19 protein-coding genes and 1 pseudogene are annotated in these 22,139 nt (G+C 41.8%); 14 read left to right on the top strand and 6 right to left on the bottom strand.

Translation table 11 applies throughout. The features are described from left to right. Position 1: 1 nt before the first annotated feature. A complete protein-coding gene (locus G4417_RS10265; protein ID WP_173683398.1) occupies positions 2–1,741 on the top strand; it encodes an ABC transporter ATP-binding protein in 1,740 nt (579 codons plus the stop codon). 71 nt (positions 1,742–1,812) lie between these two features. On the opposite strand, the gene G4417_RS10260 is transcribed toward G4417_RS10265, so the two are convergent. The 3 genes from G4417_RS10260 to G4417_RS10255 form a co-directional block, all read right to left on the bottom strand. Further along, positions 1,813–2,151, bottom strand: coding sequence for a hypothetical protein (locus tag G4417_RS10260; protein WP_274603788.1), 339 nt, complete (start codon positions 2,149–2,151; stop codon positions 1,813–1,815). Positions 2,152–2,186: 35 nt separating this feature from the next. Further along, positions 2,187–2,264 carry a hypothetical protein gene (locus G4417_RS17535; RefSeq protein ID WP_274605762.1) on the bottom strand — a complete coding sequence of 26 codons (78 nt, stop codon included), beginning with the start codon at positions 2,262–2,264 and terminating at the stop codon, positions 2,187–2,189. Between the two features lie 92 nt (positions 2,265–2,356). Further along, positions 2,357–2,662 carry a substrate-binding domain-containing protein gene (locus G4417_RS10255; RefSeq protein ID WP_243872120.1) on the bottom strand — a complete coding sequence of 102 codons (306 nt, stop codon included), beginning with the start codon at positions 2,660–2,662 and terminating at the stop codon, positions 2,357–2,359. 305 nt (positions 2,663–2,967) lie between these two features. On the opposite strand from G4417_RS10255, the gene G4417_RS10250 reads away from it, so the two are divergent. Continuing rightward, a complete protein-coding gene (locus G4417_RS10250; RefSeq protein WP_202048519.1) occupies positions 2,968–3,222 on the top strand; it encodes a helix-turn-helix transcriptional regulator in 255 nt (84 codons plus the stop codon). Continuing rightward, positions 3,185–3,529: pseudogene (locus tag G4417_RS17530) on the top strand (DUF6773 family protein); the annotation flags it as partial. The gene G4417_RS10250 and the pseudogene G4417_RS17530, both read left to right, overlap by 38 nt. 56 nt (positions 3,530–3,585) lie before the next feature. Here G4417_RS17530 and G4417_RS10245 read toward each other — a convergent pair. Then, positions 3,586–4,374 (bottom strand): transposase, encoded by a 789-nt coding sequence (locus G4417_RS10245; protein WP_173717686.1) that lies wholly within the window; start codon positions 4,372–4,374, stop codon positions 3,586–3,588. Position 4,375: 1 nt separating this feature from the next. Further along, positions 4,376–5,224 (bottom strand): transposase, encoded by an 849-nt coding sequence (locus tag G4417_RS10240; protein WP_173683401.1) that lies wholly within the window; start codon positions 5,222–5,224, stop codon positions 4,376–4,378. A gap of 261 nt (positions 5,225–5,485) precedes the next feature. On the opposite strand from G4417_RS10240, the gene G4417_RS10235 reads away from it, so the two are divergent. From G4417_RS10235 to G4417_RS17190, 6 genes are all read left to right on the top strand, one after another. Continuing rightward, positions 5,486–6,322: an alpha/beta fold hydrolase gene (locus G4417_RS10235; protein ID WP_173683402.1), complete on the top strand. Its 837-nt coding sequence runs from the start codon at positions 5,486–5,488 to the stop codon at positions 6,320–6,322. A gap of 112 nt (positions 6,323–6,434) precedes the next feature. Next, positions 6,435–9,026 carry an ATP-dependent chaperone ClpB gene (gene clpB, locus G4417_RS10230; RefSeq protein ID WP_118572450.1) on the top strand — a complete coding sequence of 864 codons (2,592 nt, stop codon included), beginning with the start codon at positions 6,435–6,437 and terminating at the stop codon, positions 9,024–9,026. After that, positions 9,027–9,200, top strand: a complete 174-nt coding sequence (locus G4417_RS10225) for a DUF4250 domain-containing protein (protein ID WP_008706656.1) — start codon at positions 9,027–9,029, stop codon at positions 9,198–9,200. A 426-nt stretch (positions 9,201–9,626) separates the two neighbouring features. Next, entirely contained in the window at positions 9,627–11,066 is a 1,440-nt protein-coding gene (locus tag G4417_RS10220; RefSeq protein ID WP_173683403.1) for a sodium:proton antiporter, read from the top strand. Positions 11,067–11,081: 15 nt separating this feature from the next. Further along, entirely contained in the window at positions 11,082–12,083 is a 1,002-nt protein-coding gene (locus tag G4417_RS10215; protein WP_173683404.1) for an AAA family ATPase, read from the top strand. 90 nt (positions 12,084–12,173) lie between these two features. After that, the gene (locus G4417_RS17190; RefSeq protein ID WP_274603787.1) at positions 12,174–12,299 is read left to right on the top strand and encodes a hypothetical protein; all 126 of its coding nucleotides are present in this window, start codon (positions 12,174–12,176) and stop codon (positions 12,297–12,299) included. Here the strand turns inward: G4417_RS17190 and G4417_RS10210 are convergent. Next, a complete protein-coding gene (locus G4417_RS10210; RefSeq protein WP_173683405.1) occupies positions 12,286–13,620 on the bottom strand; it encodes a sodium-dependent transporter in 1,335 nt (444 codons plus the stop codon). The two genes, G4417_RS17190 and G4417_RS10210, sit on opposite strands and share 14 nt — an antisense overlap. A 167-nt stretch (positions 13,621–13,787) precedes the next feature. Between G4417_RS10210 and G4417_RS10205 the strand changes: the two genes are divergently transcribed. The 5 genes from G4417_RS10205 (at position 13,788) to G4417_RS10185 (ending at position 22,074) form a co-directional block, all read left to right on the top strand. After that, positions 13,788–14,672 carry a LysR family transcriptional regulator gene (locus G4417_RS10205; RefSeq protein ID WP_118633832.1) on the top strand — a complete coding sequence of 295 codons (885 nt, stop codon included), beginning with the start codon at positions 13,788–13,790 and terminating at the stop codon, positions 14,670–14,672. A gap of 232 nt (positions 14,673–14,904) precedes the next feature. Next, positions 14,905–15,378 carry a MarR family winged helix-turn-helix transcriptional regulator gene (locus G4417_RS10200; protein WP_173683406.1) on the top strand — a complete coding sequence of 158 codons (474 nt, stop codon included), beginning with the start codon at positions 14,905–14,907 and terminating at the stop codon, positions 15,376–15,378. A 140-nt stretch (positions 15,379–15,518) separates the two neighbouring features. Beyond that, complete coding sequence (locus tag G4417_RS10195; protein ID WP_173683407.1) at positions 15,519–17,681, top strand: ABC transporter ATP-binding protein; 2,163 nt, start codon at positions 15,519–15,521, stop codon at positions 17,679–17,681. After that, positions 17,678–19,516, top strand: a complete 1,839-nt coding sequence (locus G4417_RS10190) for an ABC transporter ATP-binding protein (RefSeq protein WP_173683408.1) — start codon at positions 17,678–17,680, stop codon at positions 19,514–19,516. The genes G4417_RS10195 and G4417_RS10190 overlap by 4 nt, the downstream gene beginning before the upstream one ends. A 500-nt stretch (positions 19,517–20,016) precedes the next feature. Beyond that, positions 20,017–22,074, top strand: a complete 2,058-nt coding sequence (locus tag G4417_RS10185) for a HelD family protein (protein WP_173683409.1) — start codon at positions 20,017–20,019, stop codon at positions 22,072–22,074. The last annotated feature ends 65 nt before the right edge of the window (positions 22,075–22,139 follow it).

Genomic DNA, 22,139 nt, shown 5'->3' with positions numbered 1-22,139 from the left:
TATGTTTGGGATTCTGGAAAAATTCTTTCGTTTTTCAGGCAGGGAAAATGGCAATAAATTTAAACTGTCGATAGTGATCGGACTCATAGAGGCTCTTGCCTCAGCAATGAAGATTCCGGCTATTATGTACATACTGATTGGTCTGCTGAGTGGGAAACCGACAGGAAAATATATTGGAGGCTCCGTTGCGATTATGGTTCTTGCAATTGTAGTCGACGTAATCTGCAAGAGATACTCTACAGTGCTTCAGACAGAGGGAGGATATAATGCAAGTGCTTTTATGAGAATCAAGATTGCAGAACATCTGCGATATCTGCCGATGGGGTATTTCAATTCCAATAGTATCGGGGAAATTTCTTCCATTACAACCAATACAATGGAAATACTTGGCGATGTGGCTGCGAGAGTGGTTATGCTGACAATGCAGGGAATTCTGGAAACATCAATGATCATTCTTATGCTGTTTATTTTTGACTGGAGAATCGGACTGATAGCTGCAGCAGGAGTACTTATTTTCTTTGGGGTCAATTCTGTGATGCAGAATGCGGGTAAAAAAGATTCAGAGCAAAAAGTGGTATGCGATACGGAGCTTGTAAACCAGATCATGGAGTATCTGCAGGGAATATCAGAGGTGAAGTCATACAACCTGCTTGGAAAACAGGCAAAAAGATTAAACGATGCAAATGAAGCATGCGAAAAGGTCAATACAAAGATGGAAATGCTGTTTGTGCCCTATCATTTTCTGCAAAGTGTGATAACCAAAATTACAGGTGCTGTGATCGTAGCAGGCAGCGCATATTTTTATATCAATGGAACCATGAGCGCGGTCTATGCGATCGGTATGACAACCTCGGTATTTATGCTTTATTCCAGCCTGGAATGCGCAGGAAATTATTCATCCCTTTTACATGTGGTAAGTGTATGTGTAGATAAAGCAAATGCAATACTGGAGCTGGACACCATGGATATTGACGGCAAAGAGATTCAGCCGGAAAATTACGACATCAGACTATCTAATGTTTCGTTTTCCTATGACAAACGGAAGATCATTGACGATATATCGCTCTCTGTCCCACAGAAAACAACGACAGCAATCGTTGGACCATCTGGTGGAGGAAAATCAACACTTTGCAATCTGATCGCCAGGTTCTGGGATGTGGATTCCGGGGAAGTGACGCTTGGAGGCGTGAATGTAAAGGACTACAGCATGAACAGTCTGATGAGTAATTTTTCATTTGTATTTCAGTCTGTGTATTTGTTTGCAGATACCATTGAAAATAATATAAAATTCGGATGTCAGGATGCAAGCCATGAGGAAGTGGTGGAAGCGGCGAAGAAAGCATGCTGTCATGATTTCATCAGCAAACTTCCTGATGGATATGATACAGTGATTGGAGAGGGAGGAGCTACACTTTCCGGTGGCGAGAAGCAGCGTATTTCCATAGCCAGAGCGATCATGAAGGATGCGCCAATCGTTATATTAGATGAGGCAACGGCCAATGTTGATCCGGAGAATGAAAAGGAGCTGATGGATGCAGTAGATGCACTTACAAGGGAAAAAACGATTATTATGATTGCCCACAGATTAAAAACGGTCAGACATGCAGACCAGATTGTGGTTGTTGACAAAGGAAAAATTGTGCAGCAGGGAACACATGAGCAGCTAATGAAGCAGGAAGGTATCTATAAGAGATTTGTGGATGCAAGGCAGCAGGCGGTAAGCTGGAAACTGGCGCGCTGAGAAATAATACACAGTTGGGGAATATCCAAAAGCACTGAAAACCGTTGGATTATTGGTTTTACAGTGCTTTTTCAGCACAAACTAATTATCCACTTACGTCTTTTAAAGACAATTAACGATACAGCAAGCCTGAATAATTCCTCCGTGGTAAGCAATGTATACACACCAACAATTCCCCACTTGAATACATATGCTGCAAGCAGACACAGTGGAATTCCGATACACCATGTGCCAACAATATCAATGATCATAATGATTTTGGTGTTACCGCCACTTCTTATAATGCCTCCGCCAAGTATCATATTTTCCACTTTGACCGGAGCATACAAGGCAAATACGATAAGCAGTGTCTTTCCAAGATCTTTTACGCTGTCATCAACACGATATAATTCGGTATATACTCCGGCCAAAAGAATGAGTAAAGCCGATACCGTTACCGCACCAATCACCACTGAAAAATCAGTGAAAAATTACCGCATAATCCAACTGCTGATATATTTGTCTCCCCTAACTGTCCAATCATGATCTGGTCAACAATTGAAAATGATGCCTGTAGCATACTTTGCAATGTGACAGGAATTGCTATTTTACACAATGATTTCATAAACTTTGACATTATAATTTCCTCGTACTTTCCCTTTGTATTAAATCAACCGGTAACACGATTTCTGTCTTATATTCTGCTCCATCGCGCATTGCCTCCAAACATTCAATTGCCGCTTTCGCCCTTAAGTTTGCTTCCTGATGAATCGTTGTGAGGGAAGGATTACTTTCCCTGCTTGCCATGTTATCATCAAAGCCGATGATCTGGATATCCTCTGGAATCTGAATGTTCTTTCCCTGTAAAAAGCTCATAAACTCAAGTGCATAAAAATCGGACACTGCAAAAACAGCGGTAACATTGCTTTTTAACAATTGCATATAGTTATCCTCATAAAAGCGCATTCTTTCTTTTTCTGCGATATTATGATTATATGGTACATTATAAATGTGGAATTTACAAAGGTTAAGCGCATAACCTGTTACAAAATTTGCATTCGATTTTTGTGAATTTTTACTATTATATTACACATTTTCAGCAATCTGAATACACATGAAAGAGTACTTATGGACATAAAAATGACAGGGAATTTTTTTACCGTGAAGTAAAGATTCAATTATGGGTTAATCATTAAGGGCATTCTTATCTTAATATACAAGACAAAAAGTAAAATATAATTGACATTATGGAAAAGAAATGTTACTTTATAAATGGAGGTGAACATAAAGTGGCAAAAAATATTGCGATAAAAGTGGCAAGGGCTGAAAAAGATATGACGCAAAAGGTCTTAGCAGAAGCTGCTGGTGTTTCAAGGCAAACTATAAATGCTATCGAAAAGGGAGAATATAATCCCACAATAAAACTGTGTTGTAAAATTTGTCGCGTATTAGATAAACGTTTAGATGATTTATTCTGGGAGGATGAAGAGGATGAAAATTAGGAAGATGAAAAGTAATTTAGATGAACGTCAGGAACTAAAACTTCTTAAAATCGAACATAATGGATGTTGGATTGCTTTTTGGGGATTGCTGATTGTAATGGCAATACAAATGATAGTGGGGAATGACAGTATTAAGAATCTTGCCGGAGAAGGGGCTGTACTTATGAGTCTTGCCTTTTATCTTTTGGTTGCATGTATCCGAAATGGAATCTGGGACAGGAGATTGAAACCGAATTTCAAGACGAATGTCATAGTCAGTAGTATTGCGGCAGTGTTGACAGGAATTATATGGTTTAGTGTTTCCTATCGGAATTACCATAAACTTATTGGTTCAATTGCAAGGTTCTTCCGCAATTGTCCGTCTTATTCTTTTAGCAATATAAGCTTAGCGGTCAATAACTCCTTGCCACAACGGCCATACATGGTACGTTTTATCATTTTCAATTTACTGTTTGTACCCTCGACAAAACCATTCGATAGAGGGCTGGCTACAGCATTTTCTACGGCAGATAAATCTTTTTCCAGTCCGGATGCAAAACGGGAAAGTTCTTTCAAATCGCTGTTTTTGTATTTTTCAATAAAAAGATATAAGTACGGCATGTTTTTCTTTTGAAATATCTCCCGAAATTCCTGAATGCAGGACTTCAGCATCCTAAGCTGCGGATAAGTATCCATCAGATATGATTTATGACAATCCGTTATCTCGTGGTTCATCCATAAGAAACGGAAGATGCTGTTTCTTGATATGTGGTCATATTTCTGAAGTTTTTTCTTCTTCTGAATAGCGTCCGTTGAAGAACTCCTGTAGACCGCTATATCAATATGAAAACGCTCTATAATCTTATTCATGTAATCATAAGCTGCTGTCTGGCCGCCTTTGTAACCTTTTTGAATGAGACTTCGGAAAACATCTTTTCTGCTCACTCCAGAAGATAACTCTTTGATGATATAATCATAAAATTGATCCATTCCGCTGTAAAAGTTTTTGCGGCATAAAGAATCATAGTCTCCTTCAAGATATTTTGTTACTGTATTTCTGCTACAATGAAGTATTTTAGCTATCGCGCGTTTGCTGTATCCGGCTTCTGAGTATTCATGGATCGCATGATACAACTGTACACTTTTTACGTTGTAATTCAGAAGTTTATCCACATCACAATGAATTTTTTTTACAAAGCTCCCCGGCAACTGTAGCAGTTTCACTTGTTCCATAATCTACAGGAATCCGGACATCTACAGGAATCACAGAATTTACTGTGCTCTTAACAGCTTCCAGAAGATTTTGATGAAGATGGAATCGATCTGCTATCTGCATGGCATCCGGCAGTATTTCCTGGATAGCAGACGAATACGCACTTGCCCTGTCCCGTGTGACGGTTTTAACGTGTTTATTATTTTTAAGCCACTCCTTAAGTGTCATTCCATCACGTCCATCAAGAATTGCAACCGGTCTATGGGTAGCTTCATCGACAATGATTGTTCCATAAGTATGACGCTTTTTAAATGCAAAATCATCAACACCAATGGCACTTCCACATTTTGCGACTGGGTGTAGGCGATAACGTTTGGTTAAAAGACGAATCACGCTGTCTCCGCTGATTTGAAGTTTCATTGCACGACAGATACGAGCACATCCTTCACAACTGGTTTCCATGGCCAGCATACAAACAAAGTCTGCACATCGTTCTGTCATACGTCCATAATAGCTGAGAAATCCGTCAAAATCTTCAACAAATGTAACTTTTGAACATGATCTATTATTACAAACATACTCGTGAGCTGTTATATGAAGTCGTGCAGTTTTTCCCAGTATCGGTAGATCCTGAACTTTGCGTAAATATGTCCCATGATAAGTTTCGGTTTCCTGACCACACTCTGGACATTTGCAAGAATGTGTCTTAGATTGCATTTTAATATGAATAGAACTGTCATCATAGTCAACAGAAGTAATTGACAACAACTCACTTGGGAAAAACATATTCAACTTCAATGAATCATTCATTATCATTTACCGCCTTTAATTGATACCAATATTTTATCACAGAAATAAACCCATTGGAAGCAAAAGACGGACAATTGCGGAAGAACCAATTGCAACCGGAATTATTATGTTTGTGCAGGTGGAAATCTTATGTTTATTAGCATTAATGATATCTTCTAAAATATATAAAAGAAGAGTACAGAAACTTGAGGAAGATGAGTGATATATGAAGTAGAAGATATTAATGATATCTGGAAATGATTTATGGAAAGGGGGCGAAAAATGACAGAAAACAGTTACAAGACGCCCTGTGGCTGCATCCATTATTTTGTAAATATAATAGATAAACAGAGAATTACGTTAGTGTTCTTACCGGGTCTTACGGCAGACCATAGGCTTTTTGAGAAGCAGACAGAATATTTTGAGAATAAACAGAATGTGTTTGTATGGGATGCACCATCACATGCATTATCCAGACCATTTACGAATAATTACAGCCTGTCTGATATGGCAGAATGGCTTTATGAAATTTTAGCAAAAGAAGAAATTTATAATCCAATCATTATCGGTCAGTCTATGGGTGGATATCTGGCCCAAATGTATATGGAATTATATCCGGATAAGATAACGGGGTTTATCTCCATTGATTCTGCACCGCTTCAAAAGTCTTATATGACTGCAATGGAAATATGGCTTCTTGAAAGAGTAGAGCCATTATACAGAATATATCCATGGAAAGCTCTTCTTAGGGCTGGTTCAAGAGGGTGCTCTGAGACGGACTATGGTCAGAATCTTATGCGAAAGATGATGATGGCCTATGACTCAGAGCATAAAGAATATGCAAGGCTCGCTGGCTTCGGGTACAGAATGCCTGCTGAGGCAATTAAAGCAGATTTGCCATATCATATCAGTTGTCCGGCATTACTTATCTGTGGAGAAAAGGATAAAGCGGGGTCTGCAAAAAGTTATAATAAGAAATGGCATCAGAGGGAAGGTTTATCGCTTAAATGGATAAAGAATGCCGGTCATAATTCCAATACTGACCAGCCGGATGAAGTAAACAGACTGATAGAAAAATTTATCAGCGAGGTAGAGAGGAGAGAAATTGAAAAAAATTAGCACTCACCTCTTGACAGTGCTAACAACATGTGTTATATTACATGCAGAACAAAGAAAACAACATATTTCTCCCGTGGGAGAGATATTTCTCATATAAGAGGAGGGTTAGCCTATGAATATCAGTAAATTTACACAGAAATCCGTACAGGCTGTCCAGGATCTGGAGAAGGTTGCTTATCAGTTTGGCAACCAGGAGATTGAAGAGGAGCATCTTTTATATGCTCTGCTGGAACAGGAAGACAGCCTGATTCTTAAACTGATTGAGAAGATGGAGATAGATAAGGACTATTTCAGAAATTCTCTGAATCAGGCACTGGATGCTAAGGTTAAGGTATCCGGTGGTGAGCTCCGTTTCGGACAGTATCTGAACAAGGCTCTGGTCAGTGCAGAGGATGAAGCCAAGGCAATGGGTGATGAATATGTCTCTGTAGAGCATCTCTTCCTTGCTTTATTAAGATATCCAAGTCCAAGCATGAAGAAACTGTTTCAGGAATTTGGCATTACTAAGGAGCGTTTCCTGCAGGCACTTTCTACAGTACGAGGCAATCAGCGTGTAGTCAGTGACAATCCAGAAGCTACTTATGATACTTTGAATAAATATGGCGAGGATTTAGTCGAAAAGGCACGTAACCAGAAGCTGGATCCTGTGATCGGACGTGATGAAGAAATCCGTAATATCATCAGAATCCTTTCACGTAAGACCAAGAACAATCCTGTGCTTATCGGTGAGCCTGGTGTAGGAAAAACAGCAGCAATCGAGGGTCTTGCACAGCGAATCGTGGCAGAGGATGTGCCGGAAGGTCTGAAGGATAAGAAGATTTTTGCCCTGGACATGGGTGCTCTGGTAGCAGGTGCCAAATACAGAGGTGAGTTTGAGGAACGTCTGAAAGCAGTCCTTGAAGAAGTAAAGAAGAGTGAAGGAAACATCATTCTTTTCATTGATGAGTTACATCTGATCGTTGGTGCAGGTAAGACTGACGGAGCCATGGATGCCAGTAATATGCTGAAACCTATGCTTGCCAGAGGTGAGCTTCACTGTATCGGTGCTACAACTCTGGATGAGTATCGTCAGTATATTGAGAAAGATGCAGCTCTGGAACGTCGTTTCCAGCCTGTTATGGTAGATGAACCCACAGTGGAGGATACCATTTCCATCCTTCGTGGTCTGAAGGAGAGATATGAGGTCTTCCATGGTGTTAAGATCACAGACAGTGCGCTGGTTGCAGCAGCTACACTTTCACATAGATATATCACAGACCGTTTTCTTCCTGATAAGGCCATTGACCTGGTGGATGAGGCCTGTGCCCTGATCAAGACAGAGCTGGATTCTATGCCTTCAGAGCTGGATGAACAGCGCCGTAAGATCATGCAGCTGGAGATTGAGGAATCTGCACTGAAGAAAGAGACAGATAACCTGAGTAAGGAACGTCTGGAAGCACTTCAGAAGGAACTGGCAGAGCTTCGAGATACCTTTAATACACAGAAAGCACAGTGGGACAATGAGAAGCATTCTGTAGAGAAATTACAGAAGCTTCGTGAGCAGATTGAGGATGTGAATAAGCAGATCCAGAAAGCAAAACAGAACTATGATCTGGAGAAGGCTGCACAGTTACAGTACGGCGAACTTCCGAAATTACAGCAGCAGCTGGAAATCGAAGAGAAGAGTGTCAAAGAAAGTGACAGAAGTCTGGTTCATGAGGCAGTTACTGATGATGAGATCGCAAGGATCATTTCCAGATGGACCGGTATTCCTGTAACAAGACTGACAGAAGGCGAGAGAGCCAAACTCCTCACTCTGGAAGATCAGCTTCACAAGAGAGTTGTAGGCCAGGATGAAGGTGTGAAGAGGGTTACAGATGCAATCCTTCGTTCCAAAGCCGGCATCAAGGATCCGACCAAACCTATCGGTTCCTTCCTGTTTCTTGGTCCTACAGGTGTAGGTAAGACAGAGCTTGCCAAAACTCTGGCAGAGAATCTGTTTGATGATGAACAGAATATGGTCAGAATTGATATGAGTGAATACATGGAGAAGTATTCTGTATCCAGACTGATCGGAGCGCCTCCGGGATATGTAGGATATGAGGAGGGCGGCCAGCTTACTGAGGCAGTCCGCCGTAAACCATACAGTGTTGTACTTTTCGATGAGATTGAGAAGGCACATCCGGATGTGTTTAACGTACTGCTGCAGGTACTGGATGATGGCCGTATCACAGATTCTCAGGGACGTACAGTTGACTTTAAGAATACAATTCTTATCATGACTTCCAACATCGGTTCTCCGTATCTGCTGGATGGTATTGATGAGAATGGTGAGATCAAACCTGAGGCTCAGAGTCAGGTTATGGATGACCTGAGAGGCCATTTCCGTCCGGAATTCCTGAACCGTCTGGATGAAATAATTATGTTCAAGCCCTTGACAAAATCCAATATTGGTAAGATAGTAGACTTGATGGTCGGCGAGCTTGACAAACGTCTTGCAGACCAGGAGCTTTCCCTGGAACTGACAGATGCAGCCAAGGATCAGGTTATCGAGAATGGCTATGACCCGGTATATGGTGCACGTCCGTTGAAGCGCTATCTGCAGAAATATGTAGAGACTCTTGCGGCGAGAAAGATTTTGTCCGGAGATGTTCACGCAGGTGATACTCTGGTGCTGGATGTTCAGAATGGGGAATTCATTGTTACGGTAAAGGACGGAAACTAAATGATACCCAAAGATCCAATGATTCTGCTGAGTTATGTGAATACTCAGCTCAGGGATTACTATGATTCCCTGGAAGCACTCTGCACATGCAGAGGATTGAAGAAAGACGAACTGGTGGCGAAGATGCATTCCATCGATTATGAGTATGATGAGGCAACCAATCAGTTCATATAAGAAATATGTGAAATGCTCTCTGACAGCGGGAATTGCTGTCGGGGAGCATTTTTCGTATTGCATATAAGAAAGATCCCTGCTTTAATTGCCCAAAAGTGATAAACTGCGGAGCAGTTATTGGGTCATGTGTTTCAAAATCAGTACAATTTTAAAAAATAGATAAGGCAGTACAAAAAAATGTCAGTAATAAAGATTAAATCGTTAAAATATAAACGAAAATAATCAGGGAATATGTAAAAAATGTATAAAAAAACAGGAAATAAAGTATAAATATTCACTATCCACACAATTGATTTTTGTATGCTGTATGATATAATTGCATCTGTAAAAAACAAGCGCATATTAAATAGGAAGAAACACGTATATGAAAAAAATCTCCTGAATGATAATCGCGCTGTACGAAAATACAATATGGAGGTGGCAGTTTTGAAAAAGTTGGTGACCGTACTGGGTGCTTTTTTTGCAGTTCTTCTGGCTTGCCCGTTGAGTGTATTTGCGGCAGAAGGCAGTAAAGCACCATCTACAGTACCTGTATGGCTTTGCATTCCCTTTGCAGGGCTTTTGTTATGTATTGCAGTGATGCCTCTGGTAAAAGCGGAGTGGTGGGAGTCTCATCAGCCACTGGTTGTTGCCTTATGGATCATTCTGATGGTGGTTCCATTTGCTTTCGTTTATGGAGCCGGAAAGACTGCAGAGACAGTTCTGGACTGTATTGTGAATGATTATCTTACATTCATCATTCTGTTATTCGGCCTGTTCTGCGTATCTGGTAATATTACCATGGAGGGTGATTTCGCAGGTTCCCCCCGTGTTAATGTAGGTCTGCTTGCACTGGGAACTCTTCTGTCAAGCTGTATCGGTACCACCGGTGCCAGTATGCTGATGGTACGTCCGGTAATTAAAATGAATTCATGGAGAAAGAGAAAAGGACATATTATGATCTTCTTTATCTTCATGGTTTCCAATATGGGTGGATGTCTTACACCAATCGGAGATCCGCCGCTGTTAATGGGATTTATGCGAGGCGTTCCTTTCTTCTGGAGCCTGCATCTGTTCCCTGTACTGATCTTTAATATGGTCATTCTGCTGTTTGTATTTTATCAGATTGATAAACGTTCCTACAGAAAAGATATTGCAAATGGCCGTAAACCGGATATCCGTAAACCGGGTACTCAGTTTCGTCTGGATGGACTGCACAATATCATCTTCCTTGTGATGATCGTTGGCGCGGTAATCTTAAGCGGTGTACTTCCGGGAATGTCCGCATTTCAGGATGCCGCAGGCAATGTAAGAGGCATTCATCTTTTTGGAGAAGTAACCCTGACATTCCCGGCACTGATCGAAATTGTGATCATTCTGCTTGCAGCCTTTCTTTCCTTTAAGACAACAGATAAGCAGATCCGTATCAGAAACCATTTTACCTGGGGTGCGATCCAGGAGGTTGCGGTTTTATTCATCGGTATTTTTATCACCATGCAGCCTGCATTGATGCTTCTGAAAGCGGTAGGACCGAATCTGGGAGTTACTGAACCGGCAGAGATGTTCTGGGCAACCGGTGCGCTTTCCAGTTTCCTGGATAATACACCGACGTATCTGGTATTCCTTACAACAGCAGGAACGCTGGCATTTACCAATGGAATTACAACCACACTGGGAACTGTACCTACCAAGATTCTGTCTGCGATTTCCTGTGGTGCGGTATTCATGGGTGCCAACACTTATATCGGAAATGCCCCAAACTTTATGGTAAAGGCAATCTCTGATGAGAATGGTGTGAAGATGCCGTCATTCTTCGGATATATGCTGTGGTCTGTGGCATTTCTGATTCCGGTGTTTATTATCGATATGTTTGTATTCTTTTTATAAGGAGGGAGGATCATTATGCAGGATAATCAGGAAAAATGTAAAGAACTTGCAATACGCATTTATAACCTGGACGAAGAAGTTTATAAATGTGTGGGTTCCTCTCTGGGACGTACATTTACAGGACAAAAAGAAACAACTCTCCGTCATCTGGCAGCACTGATGTATACCAAGCCGGACGGACATCTGCTCAGAAGTGAACTGGCGCTGATCAGTAACATGGCCCGTACCATCAGGGATAAGAGCGAGAGAAGACGTCTTATGATAGAGTATGACAGTATTCTGAAAGAGATTGAAAGTCTTCCGGATACATTTGGACAGACAGATATTGTAGATAAAGAACGTATCAGTCTGAATAATCTGATTGCAAGACGCCAGAATGAGATTTCGGAGAACGACCATCTGATCATTTGTATCAGCCGTACACAGGGAAGCGGCGGTAATGATATCGGCTTTGAACTGGCAGATCAGCTTCAGATCAACTATTATGATGCAGAGATTTTTGATCAGGTTATGAAGCGTCTGCAGGCAGATAAAAATGCAGTGGGTGATGCCGGCAGTTTTGAGGGATTTGATAAATACAGAAAGAAAAAACATACAGATCTGAAAACCTGGTTCAGGGAATTTAACCGTTATCACGGACTTCCGAAGCAGGATGCCGTATTTTTCAATATGAGTGATCTGATCTGTGAACTGGCAAAGAGTGAAGACTGTGTGATCATGGGACGCTGCGCAGACACGATTCTTAAGAATAATCACATTCCGCATATCAGCCTGTTTATCAGTGCTCCTTTTCAGGTTCGTATACAGCATGTTATGGATATCCGTAATATGAATCTGAAGCAGGCAGTACGTTTTCTGAAGCAGATGGATAAGCAGCATAAGAAATATTATGAATTTTATACCGGTGAGAAATGGGGAAAACCGGAGAATTATGATTTGTGCATCAACAGTGCCAACTATGGACTGAAGGATACAATTGAGCTGATCCGGAGAATGCTGGATCAGAAAGTTCACTGATCAGAGGGAGATTTATCTGTCTGATTTAACCGAATCAAGTAAATAGCGGAGCGGATTGCGAATATCCGCCTGACAAAGAAAATAAGCTCTGTGGATAAAAGAAAAATCCACGGAGCTTATTTTTTTGCCAAGTCCAGGCAGATATTTGTAAGCAGCAAAGCAATCTGGGAATGCCTGGCGCTTGCTGTAAACGACTTTGATTTTAACGCCAGTTGAATGTACTCATACCATAAACATAGATAAAGGCAATCATAATCGGAAGTACAAACCGGAAGAGTGGTTTCATCCACTTCTGTACCTTTAAGCCCTTACCTGTATTGGCCTCTCTGATAAAGTTATCCCATCCCCAGCCGAACTTATTACAGCAGAAGAGTGCAAGGATGAGAGAGCCAAGGGGTAAAATATTGTTGGAAACAATAAAATCCCAGAAATCAAGCCAGGTAGTTCCTTCGGCAAATGGCTGGAAGTGGAAAACGCTGAAACCAAGGGCTGTGGTAAGTGCCAGAAGAAAGACACCTGTGCCGCAGACCACGCTGCCTTTTGGACGAGACCAGCCGGTAAGCTCACGTATCATTGCCAGGATGTTTTCGCACACTCCCAGAACTGTTGACATAGCTGCAAATACCATGAACAGGAAGAATAAGGAACCCCAGATGCGACCTCCGGACATGTTGTTAAAAACTGCTGCCATTGTATCAAACAGAAGGCTCGGACCTGCATTTACTTCCAGATTAAAGGTAAAGCATGCAGGGAAAATAATAACTCCTGCCAGAAAAGCAACCAGTGTGTCCAGTGTGATCACATGAATAGCTTCCCCCATTAGAGAATGCTCTTTGCCAATATAGCTGCCAAAGATAGCCATGCCACCCATACCTGTAGATAAAGTAAAGAATGCCTGGTTCATTGCCCCTACGATCACCGAACCATCAATCTTTGAGAAATCCGGTTTCAGATAAAAGGTCATTCCCTCACCTGCGCCTTTCAGAAAAAGACTATGCACAGCGAGAGCAAGCATTAGCACCAGCAGTGCAGACATCATATATTTTGTCACACGCTCCAGTCCTCCCTGAAGATTGAAGGAAAGGATGAAAAATGCAATGACTACAGTGACCAGTAAGAAGAATACATTCACAGAGGGAGAGGAGATCATGGCTGAAAATCCCAGTGAACCATTTTTACCTCTGAGAAACTGTACAAAATAATAAATGATCCAGCCGCAGACAACAGTGTAAAATGCCATCAGGGCAATGTTGCCAAGCAGACAGAACCAGCCGAAAATCCCCCATTTCTGTTCTGGCTTTTCCAGCTTACGGTACATGAAAAGGGGACTTGTCTGAGCCGCTCTTCCGATGGAAAATTCCAACACAAGAGCCGGGATTCCCAGGATGACCAGACACAGAAGATAAATCAGCATAAAGCTGCCGCCGCCATTTTGCCCGCACATCCACGGGAATTTCCATACATTTCCGCAGCCAATGGCGCAGCCGGCGGAAAGCATAATGAAGCCAAGCCGGCTTCCAAGCTGTTCACGTTTCATAAGATAACGCTCCCTTCAGAAGTTCATATAAGGGATATTATAAGATAAAAAACAATATTTGTAAAATTGATTGTTTTGTTGTATATTATTGAAAATATCGTTTATAAAAAATAACGATTCAATGTTTCAATGGAAAAATACTGGAAAGTTATGGGAAGGAATGAACTATGGATACAAATGTGTTAAAAACTTTTATTGCAGTATGTGAATATTCCGGATTTTCGGCTGCTGCAAAGGAACTGGGATATACGCAGTCTACAGTTTCTTCACAGATTAAACAATTGGAAAAGGAACTTGATGTCAGGCTGTTTGACCGTTATTATCATAAAATCAATCTTACGGAAAAGGGAGTTTTAGTTTTGCAGCAGGCTCGAAATATTCTGAAGGCACAGGCAAAAATGCTCGATTCGCTGAATTCGGCTGAAAGCATTGAAGGCGAGATCCGGTTGTCTATGTCCAGTTCTGTCTGCAGCAGATATTTTAAAAATGATTTTCTGCGTTTTCATCATCAGTATCCGGAAATAAAAGTGGAGATAACAGAAAACGGTACAGAGCAGATGTTTGATAAATTGCGGAAGAACGAAACAGATCTGGTTTTTACTCTGGACAGGCATATTTATGATTCGGATTTTATTATTTGTGCGGAACAGGAAGAACAGGTACATTTTATTGCAGCGGCTGATAATCCTGTTGCAGGCTGTTCATGGAAATTAAGTGAAATTTCTCAGAATGAGTTTGTGTTAACAGAACAAGCCATGAGCTACAGAAAAATACTGAATGAAACCCTTGCGTCCCAATCACTGGAAATTCGTCCGGTTCTTGAAATCGGAAATCCGCTTCAGATATGTGAACTGGTAAAAAACAGCAGCCTGCTTTCCTTTCTTCCGGATTTTATTTCGGAGAAATATGTGAAAGACGGACAGATTAAAAGACTGGATGTTGCCGGCTGCCCGGTAACTGTATGGACACAGTTGCTGCTCCACAAAAATAAATGGCGGTCTCCGGCAATTAATGTGTTTGTAGAATTTTATAAAGAAGTCATGCAGAGATAGAACTTGAAGAATACTGGAAATTTTATTCGACCTGAGATGAAAAAATTAGCCGGGCAAAATAAAATTGAATATTTACAAATTGGAAATATCAAAGCTAAATCTAAAATAATTATAAACTGCACAAAAAACACTTGCATTTTTTGTCTAAAAGTATATTATATATGATTAGTCAGGCTAATTAAAGAATAATATCAGACCTGAAAGAGGACAGAGGCCGGAAAGGAGTGAAGCTATGTGGTGCCCGGAAGAGGAGAAGAATGAGAAAGAGAAACGAGAAGAGAAAAGCATGCCTGCGCTTTTTATGGAGATCAACCGCCAATATGGTATGAGATGTATGCAGCGTATACGGGAAATCGGTATCCAGCAGGGACAGATGCCGATTATTATGATCGTATACAGACATAACGGCTGCAGCCAGAAGGAGATTGCAGAGTGGATGTGTGTAACACCGCCCACTGTTAATGTAAGTATCCAGCGTCTGGAGAAAGCAGACATTGTCTGCAGGAGACGTGATGATAAAGACCAACGCATTATGCGTGTATATCTGACAGAAAACGGAAAAAAAATCGTGGAGGAGATTCAGCAGGAAAGCAAAGCTGTGGAAAAAGTGATGTTCAGCAATTTCAGCGAAGCAGAGCTATGTCTTTTACGAAGGTTTTTTGGGCAGATTCTGGATAATATGTCGGAGATACCTGTCAACAGGTAGAAACTGAAAAATACATGGTGGAGCAGATTGAGAAAACTGTATCAGCATGTTCAGATAAAAATAATATTGTCTGTGAAAGAACTGACACGTGAGTTTAAACAGACATACATATTAAAAATAGGAAAAGAGGGAATCAAGCAATGATTAAACTGATGAAGTATCTGAAGAAATCAGCGGGATACATTGTCCTGATCATAGCACTTCTGTTTCTGCAGGCGTACTGTGATCTTTCCCTGCCGGATTATACCTCCAAGATCATTAATGTAGGTATCCAGCAGAAAGGTATTGAAGACAGTGTGCCGGATAAGCTTCGGGATTCAACCTTGCAGAATCTTCAGATTTTTATGGATGAGGATCAAAAAAAGGAAGTTTCACAGAATTATACACAGGAAGATGATACCTGGGTATTAAACGATGATATTTCCAAAGAAACCAAAGAGAATTTAAATGAGGATTTCTCCAAGGCAATGATGATGGTATCTGCCTTTTCCGAAGACAGTGAACAGGGGCGGGCAATGGTTGCACAGATGGGCCTTCCGGAGGGAACAGACCCACTGACAGCGCTGGCGCAGATGCCGGAAGAAGCAGTACAGCAGATTATGAGTCAGATGGATGAGAAGCTGAAAGATATGCCGGAGTCTATTGTGACACAGGCTGGTGTTTCCTTTGTTGCTTCAGAATATGAAGCACTGGGGAAAGATGTGGATGCCATTCAGATGCATTACATCCTGATGTCAGGTATCAGAATGCTTGCCATGGCACTGGTGATCATGCTGGCAGCAATCAGCGTCACATTTATTTCGGCCAGAGTGGCAGGCAGACTTGGTCATGACCTGAGAAACAGTATTTACCGTAAGGTTATGAGCTTCTCCAGCAGAGAATATCATAAATTCTCCACAGCATCCCTGATTACCCGAAGCACCAATGATGTGCAGCAGGTACAGCAGGTTATGGCAATGATGTTCCGTATTGTTCTGTACGCGCCGATCCTTGGTATTGGTGGCGTGATCAAGGTATTGAATACAGATTCTTCTATGACATGGATCCTTGGGGTGGCAGTTGCACTGATCCTGGTTGTGATCTTTGTGCTGTTCCAGGTGGCAATGCCCAAATTCACTATCCTGCAGACCCTGATCGACAGACTGAATCTGGTATCCCGTGAGATCCTTACAGGTATTCCTGTTATCCGTGCATTCAGCCGTGAGAAACATGAAGAAGAGCGCTTCGAGAAGGCAAACCTGGATTTGACAAAAACAAACCTGTTTGTCAACAGATGTATGACTTTTATGATGCCCCTTATGATGCTGATCATGAACGGAGTATCTGTACTCATTATTTACAGTGGTGCCCATGCAGTAGACAACGGAACCATGCAGGTTGGTAATGTTATGGCATTTATCCAGTATGCAATGCAGATCATTATGTCCTTCCTGATGATCACTGCAATGTCCATTATGCTTCCGAGAGCAAATGTTGCAGCACTTCGTATTGATGAGGTTCTGAAAACAGAGGTTTCCATTCAGGATCCGGAAACTCCGGTACATCCGTCAGAAAGTGTGAAAGGTGAGATTGAATTTGATCATGTATCCTTCGCTTACCCGGAAGCAGGTGAGAATGTACTGACAGACATTTCCTTTAAAGCAAAGAAAGGTCAGACGATCGCAGTGATCGGAAGTACTGGAAGCGGTAAGAGTACCCTGATCAACCTGATCCCAAGATACTATGATGTGACAAAGGGTTCTGTTAAAGTAGATGGTGTGGATGTCCGCGACATGACTCAGAAAGAACTTCGTGATAAGCTGGGATATGTGCCGCAGAAGGGTGTACTTTTCTCGGGTACTATTGATTCCAATATCCGCTATGGTAAGCCGGAGATCACTGATGCACAGGTAAAAGAAGCAGCAGAGGTTGCACAGGCTACAGAATTTATTGATACCAAACCGAAGAAATATGAATCCCCTGTATCACAGGGAGGTACCAATGTTTCGGGCGGACAGAAACAGCGTCTGTCCATTGCCAGAGCCATTGCAAAGGAACCGGAAATCTTTATCTTTGATGACAGCTTCTCTGCCCTTGACTTTAAGACTGACAGCCAGTTGAGAAAGGCATTGAAGGAGTACACCAAGGACGCAACTACCGTAATCGTTGCCCAGAGGATCAGTACCATCCTTGGTGCGGATCAGATCATTGTACTGGACGATGGACATATGGCAGGCATTGGAACTCATAAGGAACTGATGGCAAATTGTGAGGTATATCAGCAGATTGCAAGATCTCAGTTATCAGAGGAGGAACTGGCATGAGCGAACAGAGAAGAAGAGGTCCTATGGGAGGACATGGACGTATGATGTCCGGCGAAAAGGCGAAAGACTTCAAGGGCTCCATGGCTAAGCTTTTCCGCTATATGGGACGATATAAATTCCGCTTTATACTGATGTTTATTTTTGCAGTAGCGGGAACTGTGTTTAGTATTGTAGGGCCTAAGATTTTAGGTAAGGCGACCACAGAGCTGTTTAACGGCCTGGTTGCCAAGGTAAACGGAACCGGTGAAATTGACTTCGGAAAGATCGGGATGATCCTGTTATGGACACTTGGATTATATGTGTTAAGTGCATGCTTTTCCTTTGTACAGGGATTCGTAATGTCAGGGATTTCCAATGATGTTACCTATAATCTGAGAAAAGATATTTCAAAGAAAATCAACAGACTGCCTCTGAATTATTATGAGAGCAGAACAAACGGAGAGATCCTCTCCCGTATCACCAATGATGTGGACACTCTGCAGATGAGTCTGAACCAGAGTCTGACGCAGCTGATCACATCAGTGACAACTCTGATCGGTGTATTTATTATGATGCTTTCCATTAACGTGTGGATGACTTTGGCAGCACTTCTGATCCTGCCGGTTTCCATGTTCATCATCCAGACTGTCATGAAGCATTCCCAGAAATACTTCCAGGATCAGCAGAGCTATCTGGGTAAAGTAAACGGTCAGATCGAAGAGAACTTCGGCGGTCATAATGTGGTCCGGGTTTTCAACAAAGAGAATGATGTAGTAGAAGAATTTGAAAAAGACAATCAGAAGCTTTATGAATCTGCATGGAAATCTCAGTTCTTCTCAGGAATGATGATGCCCATCATGCAGTTTGTAGGTAACCTTGGATATGTAATGGTAGCTCTCTTAGGCGGCGTGTTTGTAATTAAAAAAAGTATTGAGGTGGGTGATATCCAGTCCTTCTTCCAGTACATCCGTAACTTTACACAGCCAATCCAGCAGATCGCACAGATTACAAACCTGTTACAGTCTTCAGCAGCAGCTTCCGAACGAGTATTTGAATTCCTGGAGGAGCCGGAAGAGAGTCAGAATGAGAAGAACCCTGTAGATATTAATACTCTTACAGGAGATGTACAGTTTGAACACGTAAAATTCGGTTATAATCCGGATAAGATCATTATCAATGACTTCTCAGCAGATGTGAAGGATGGCCAGAAGATTGCCATTGTAGGTCCCACAGGTGCAGGAAAGACAACTATGGTGAAACTGCTTATGAGATTTTATGATCTCAATGGCGGAAGTATTAAGGTAGATGGTTATGACATCAAAGACTTTAACAGAAGCAGTCTGAGAGAGATGTTTGGAATGGTGCTCCAGGATACCTGGCTGTTCTCAGGAACCATTATGGAAAATATCCGTTACGGACGTCTGGATGCAACAGATGAAGAGGTGATCGCAGCAGCAAAGGCAGCTCATGTGCACAACTTTATCATGCAGCAGCCGGGCGGCTATGACATGGTTCTGGATGAAGAAACCAGTAATATTTCCCAGGGACAGAAACAGCTTCTCACTATTGCCAGGGCAATTCTTGCCAATAATAAGATCCTGATCCTGGATGAGGCAACCTCCTCTGTAGATACCAGAACCGAAGTGCGTATCCAGAAAGCCATGGACAATCTGATGAAGGGCAGAACCAGCTTTGTGATCGCACACAGACTTTCTACCATCAAGGATGCAGATCTGATCCTGGTTATGAAAGACGGTGACATTATCGAGCAGGGAAATCATGAAGAACTTCTGGCCAAGAAAGGCTTTTATGCTGATCTGTATAACAGCCAGTTTGAGAATAAGGCAACTGCTTAAAATATAAAGTTACAATCCCTCAGGGGTATTTGTGAAAGAGAATATGTCTGGCTTCAGGCTAATGCAGATATTTCCTTCGCCAGGAAGATATAGGATCACACAGATACCGGCTGAGGGATTTTTGCCGGATTTACGTCTTTTCTGTAAGAGGGGAATATGTTATAATTAAAAACCAATCTACGAAAATTGATATATTTTGTTACTGTTCACTGGTAATATCCCGCGAGGTGTTTTTTGTGAGCGAAGGTCACAGAAAACCCGAGACATACCGCGCGAATTTATGCGATTAGCATAAATTAAGTTTGCGAAGCAAACGATACTCCTTGGGCATTGCACAAGGAGGTTCATATTTCCTGCATCGCGAAGCGTGTTGCTGGGAACGGAGTGAACAGTAACTATATTTTATCATCATAATAACAAGAGAAAATGATAACAATAATAAGGAGTATTGTAGCTGTGAAGTTACTGAACAGTTGCAAATATTAGAGGATATCAACAATATGACAGATAAGAAAAACGGCAGAGAATATCTGGGCTATGTGCTGGAAAAATTAAAAGAACGTATCACAGAAATCAGCCTTTCTCTGGTGGAAGGCCAGAAAGAGATTGAGGGAATGCATGAGTATTACTGGGAAAATTATACAGAGATGGATCAGTATGGTTATGAGAATTATGATAATCAGCAGGCATTGTTCCGCCAGATTTCCGCAAATGAAGAGCAGCTGATCCTGAAACAGAGATTTCGCAGAATGGCAGATTCTCCATTTTTTGGAAGAGTGGATTTCATTTACGAAGGAGAGGACGAACCGGAGATCTTTTATATTGGAATTGGAAATTTTGCAGAGAAAGCAGGGCATATTCCATTAGTATACGACTGGCGTGCTCCGGTAAGCGGTCTGTTTTATGACTATGACAAAGGACCGGCTTCTTATGAGGCTCCCATGGGTGAAATCCATGGCGAGGTTGCTTCGAAATGGCAGTATAAGATCCGCAACGGAAAAATGATCTACGAATTTGAGAGTGATGTGAAGATTGATGATGAGATCCTGAAAGCAGAGCTGGGAAGTAACGGTGAGGTACAGCTTAAGAACATTATCCGTACCATTCAAAAGGAGCAGAATGCCATTATCCGAAATACCAAAGACAGGATCATGGTGATCCAGGGTGCAGCAGGAAGCGGGAAAACTTCCGTGGCACTTCACAGGATCGCCTATCTTCTCTACCATGACAGACAGAATCTGAAGTCTTCCAATATCCTGATCCTGTCACCAAATGGAGTGTTTTCCGATTATATCTCCCACATCCTTCCCGAACTGGGAGAAGAGAATATTAAGGAAATGAGCTTTGATCTTTTTGCTTATAAGCAGCTTCGGGATACGGTTTCTGACTGCGAAGACCGCTATGATGAGATTGAACGCAGAATCCGTTTTCCGCAGAAAGCTTCTTTGGCAGAGGAAAAGCAGTCCATGGAATTTATAAATCTTATGGAACGCTATCTGGTGGAACTGGAAGACCGGCTGATGAATTTTAAAGATGTGGAATATAAGGGATTTGTAAAGAAAGAATCAGAGATTATTGAATTGTTTTATTTCAAATTCCAGGATTTTCCACTGCTCTCAAGGATGGATGCAGTTGCAGATTATTTCATTGACGAGGTGGAAACTCTGCGGGACCGTGATCTGGCAGATGATGAGAAAGACCTGATCCGTGAGAAATTCATGAAGCTGTATGTGACCGGAGATCTTTATGTGATCTACAGTCAGTTTCTGAAAGAAAATGGATACAAAGGACTTCCGCGTGTTTCTTATGAGAAAAGAAAGCTGAAATATGAGGATGTTTATCCTGTTCTTTACCTGAAATATCGTTTGCAGAGCCAGCAGGGAAGAAGCAATATCAAGCATCTGGTGGTAGATGAGATGCAGGATTACTCAAGGCTTCAGTATGAAATTCTGCAGAGGATTTTCTCCTGCAGAATGACGATCCTGGGTGACCGGGCACAGACTATGGATGATAAACAGCAGGATGTGCTGAAATTTCTGCCGAAGATTTTCGGGAGGGATATCCACAAGATCATTATGAATAAGAGTTACCGTAACACCATAGAGATTGCGTCTTATGCAAATCAGCTTGCGGGTATTGAAGATATGGAACTCTTTGAACGTCATGGTGCTCCGGTGGAGGAGAAAATATTTGCAGATATGAGCCATGCTGCGGAAGAGATTGCAGAAACTCTGAAACTCGGCGAAGAAGAATATGAAACAGCAGCGGTTGTCCTGCGTACAGAGAAAGAAGCAGAACATATGTGGCTTCTTCTGAAAGAAATTCTGGGAGAAAAAGGATTTGATATAAAAGAACGTCTGTCTTATCTGGACAGAAACAGCACAAGCTTTAAGAAAGGTCTTACAGTTACGACATTCTATCTGGCAAAAGGTCTGGAATTTGATCAGGTATTTGCAGTATTTCCGCAGAAAGACCAGAACCCGCTTGTGCGTCAGGCGAGATATATCGCTGCAACAAGAGCCCTTCATGAACTGCATATGTATGAAGTGGAAAAATAAAAAAGGAATTGTTACTGTTCACTCCGTTCACAGTAACGTAGCCAAAATTCATTCCAGATTGCCTG

Source organism: Blautia wexlerae (genome assembly GCF_013300825.1).
Taxonomy (GTDB): Bacteria; Bacillota; Clostridia; order Lachnospirales; family Lachnospiraceae; genus Blautia_A; species Blautia_A wexlerae_B.
The sequence above is the reverse complement of the archived record's forward strand: the minus strand, read 5'-3'. Positions and strand labels throughout refer to the sequence as shown.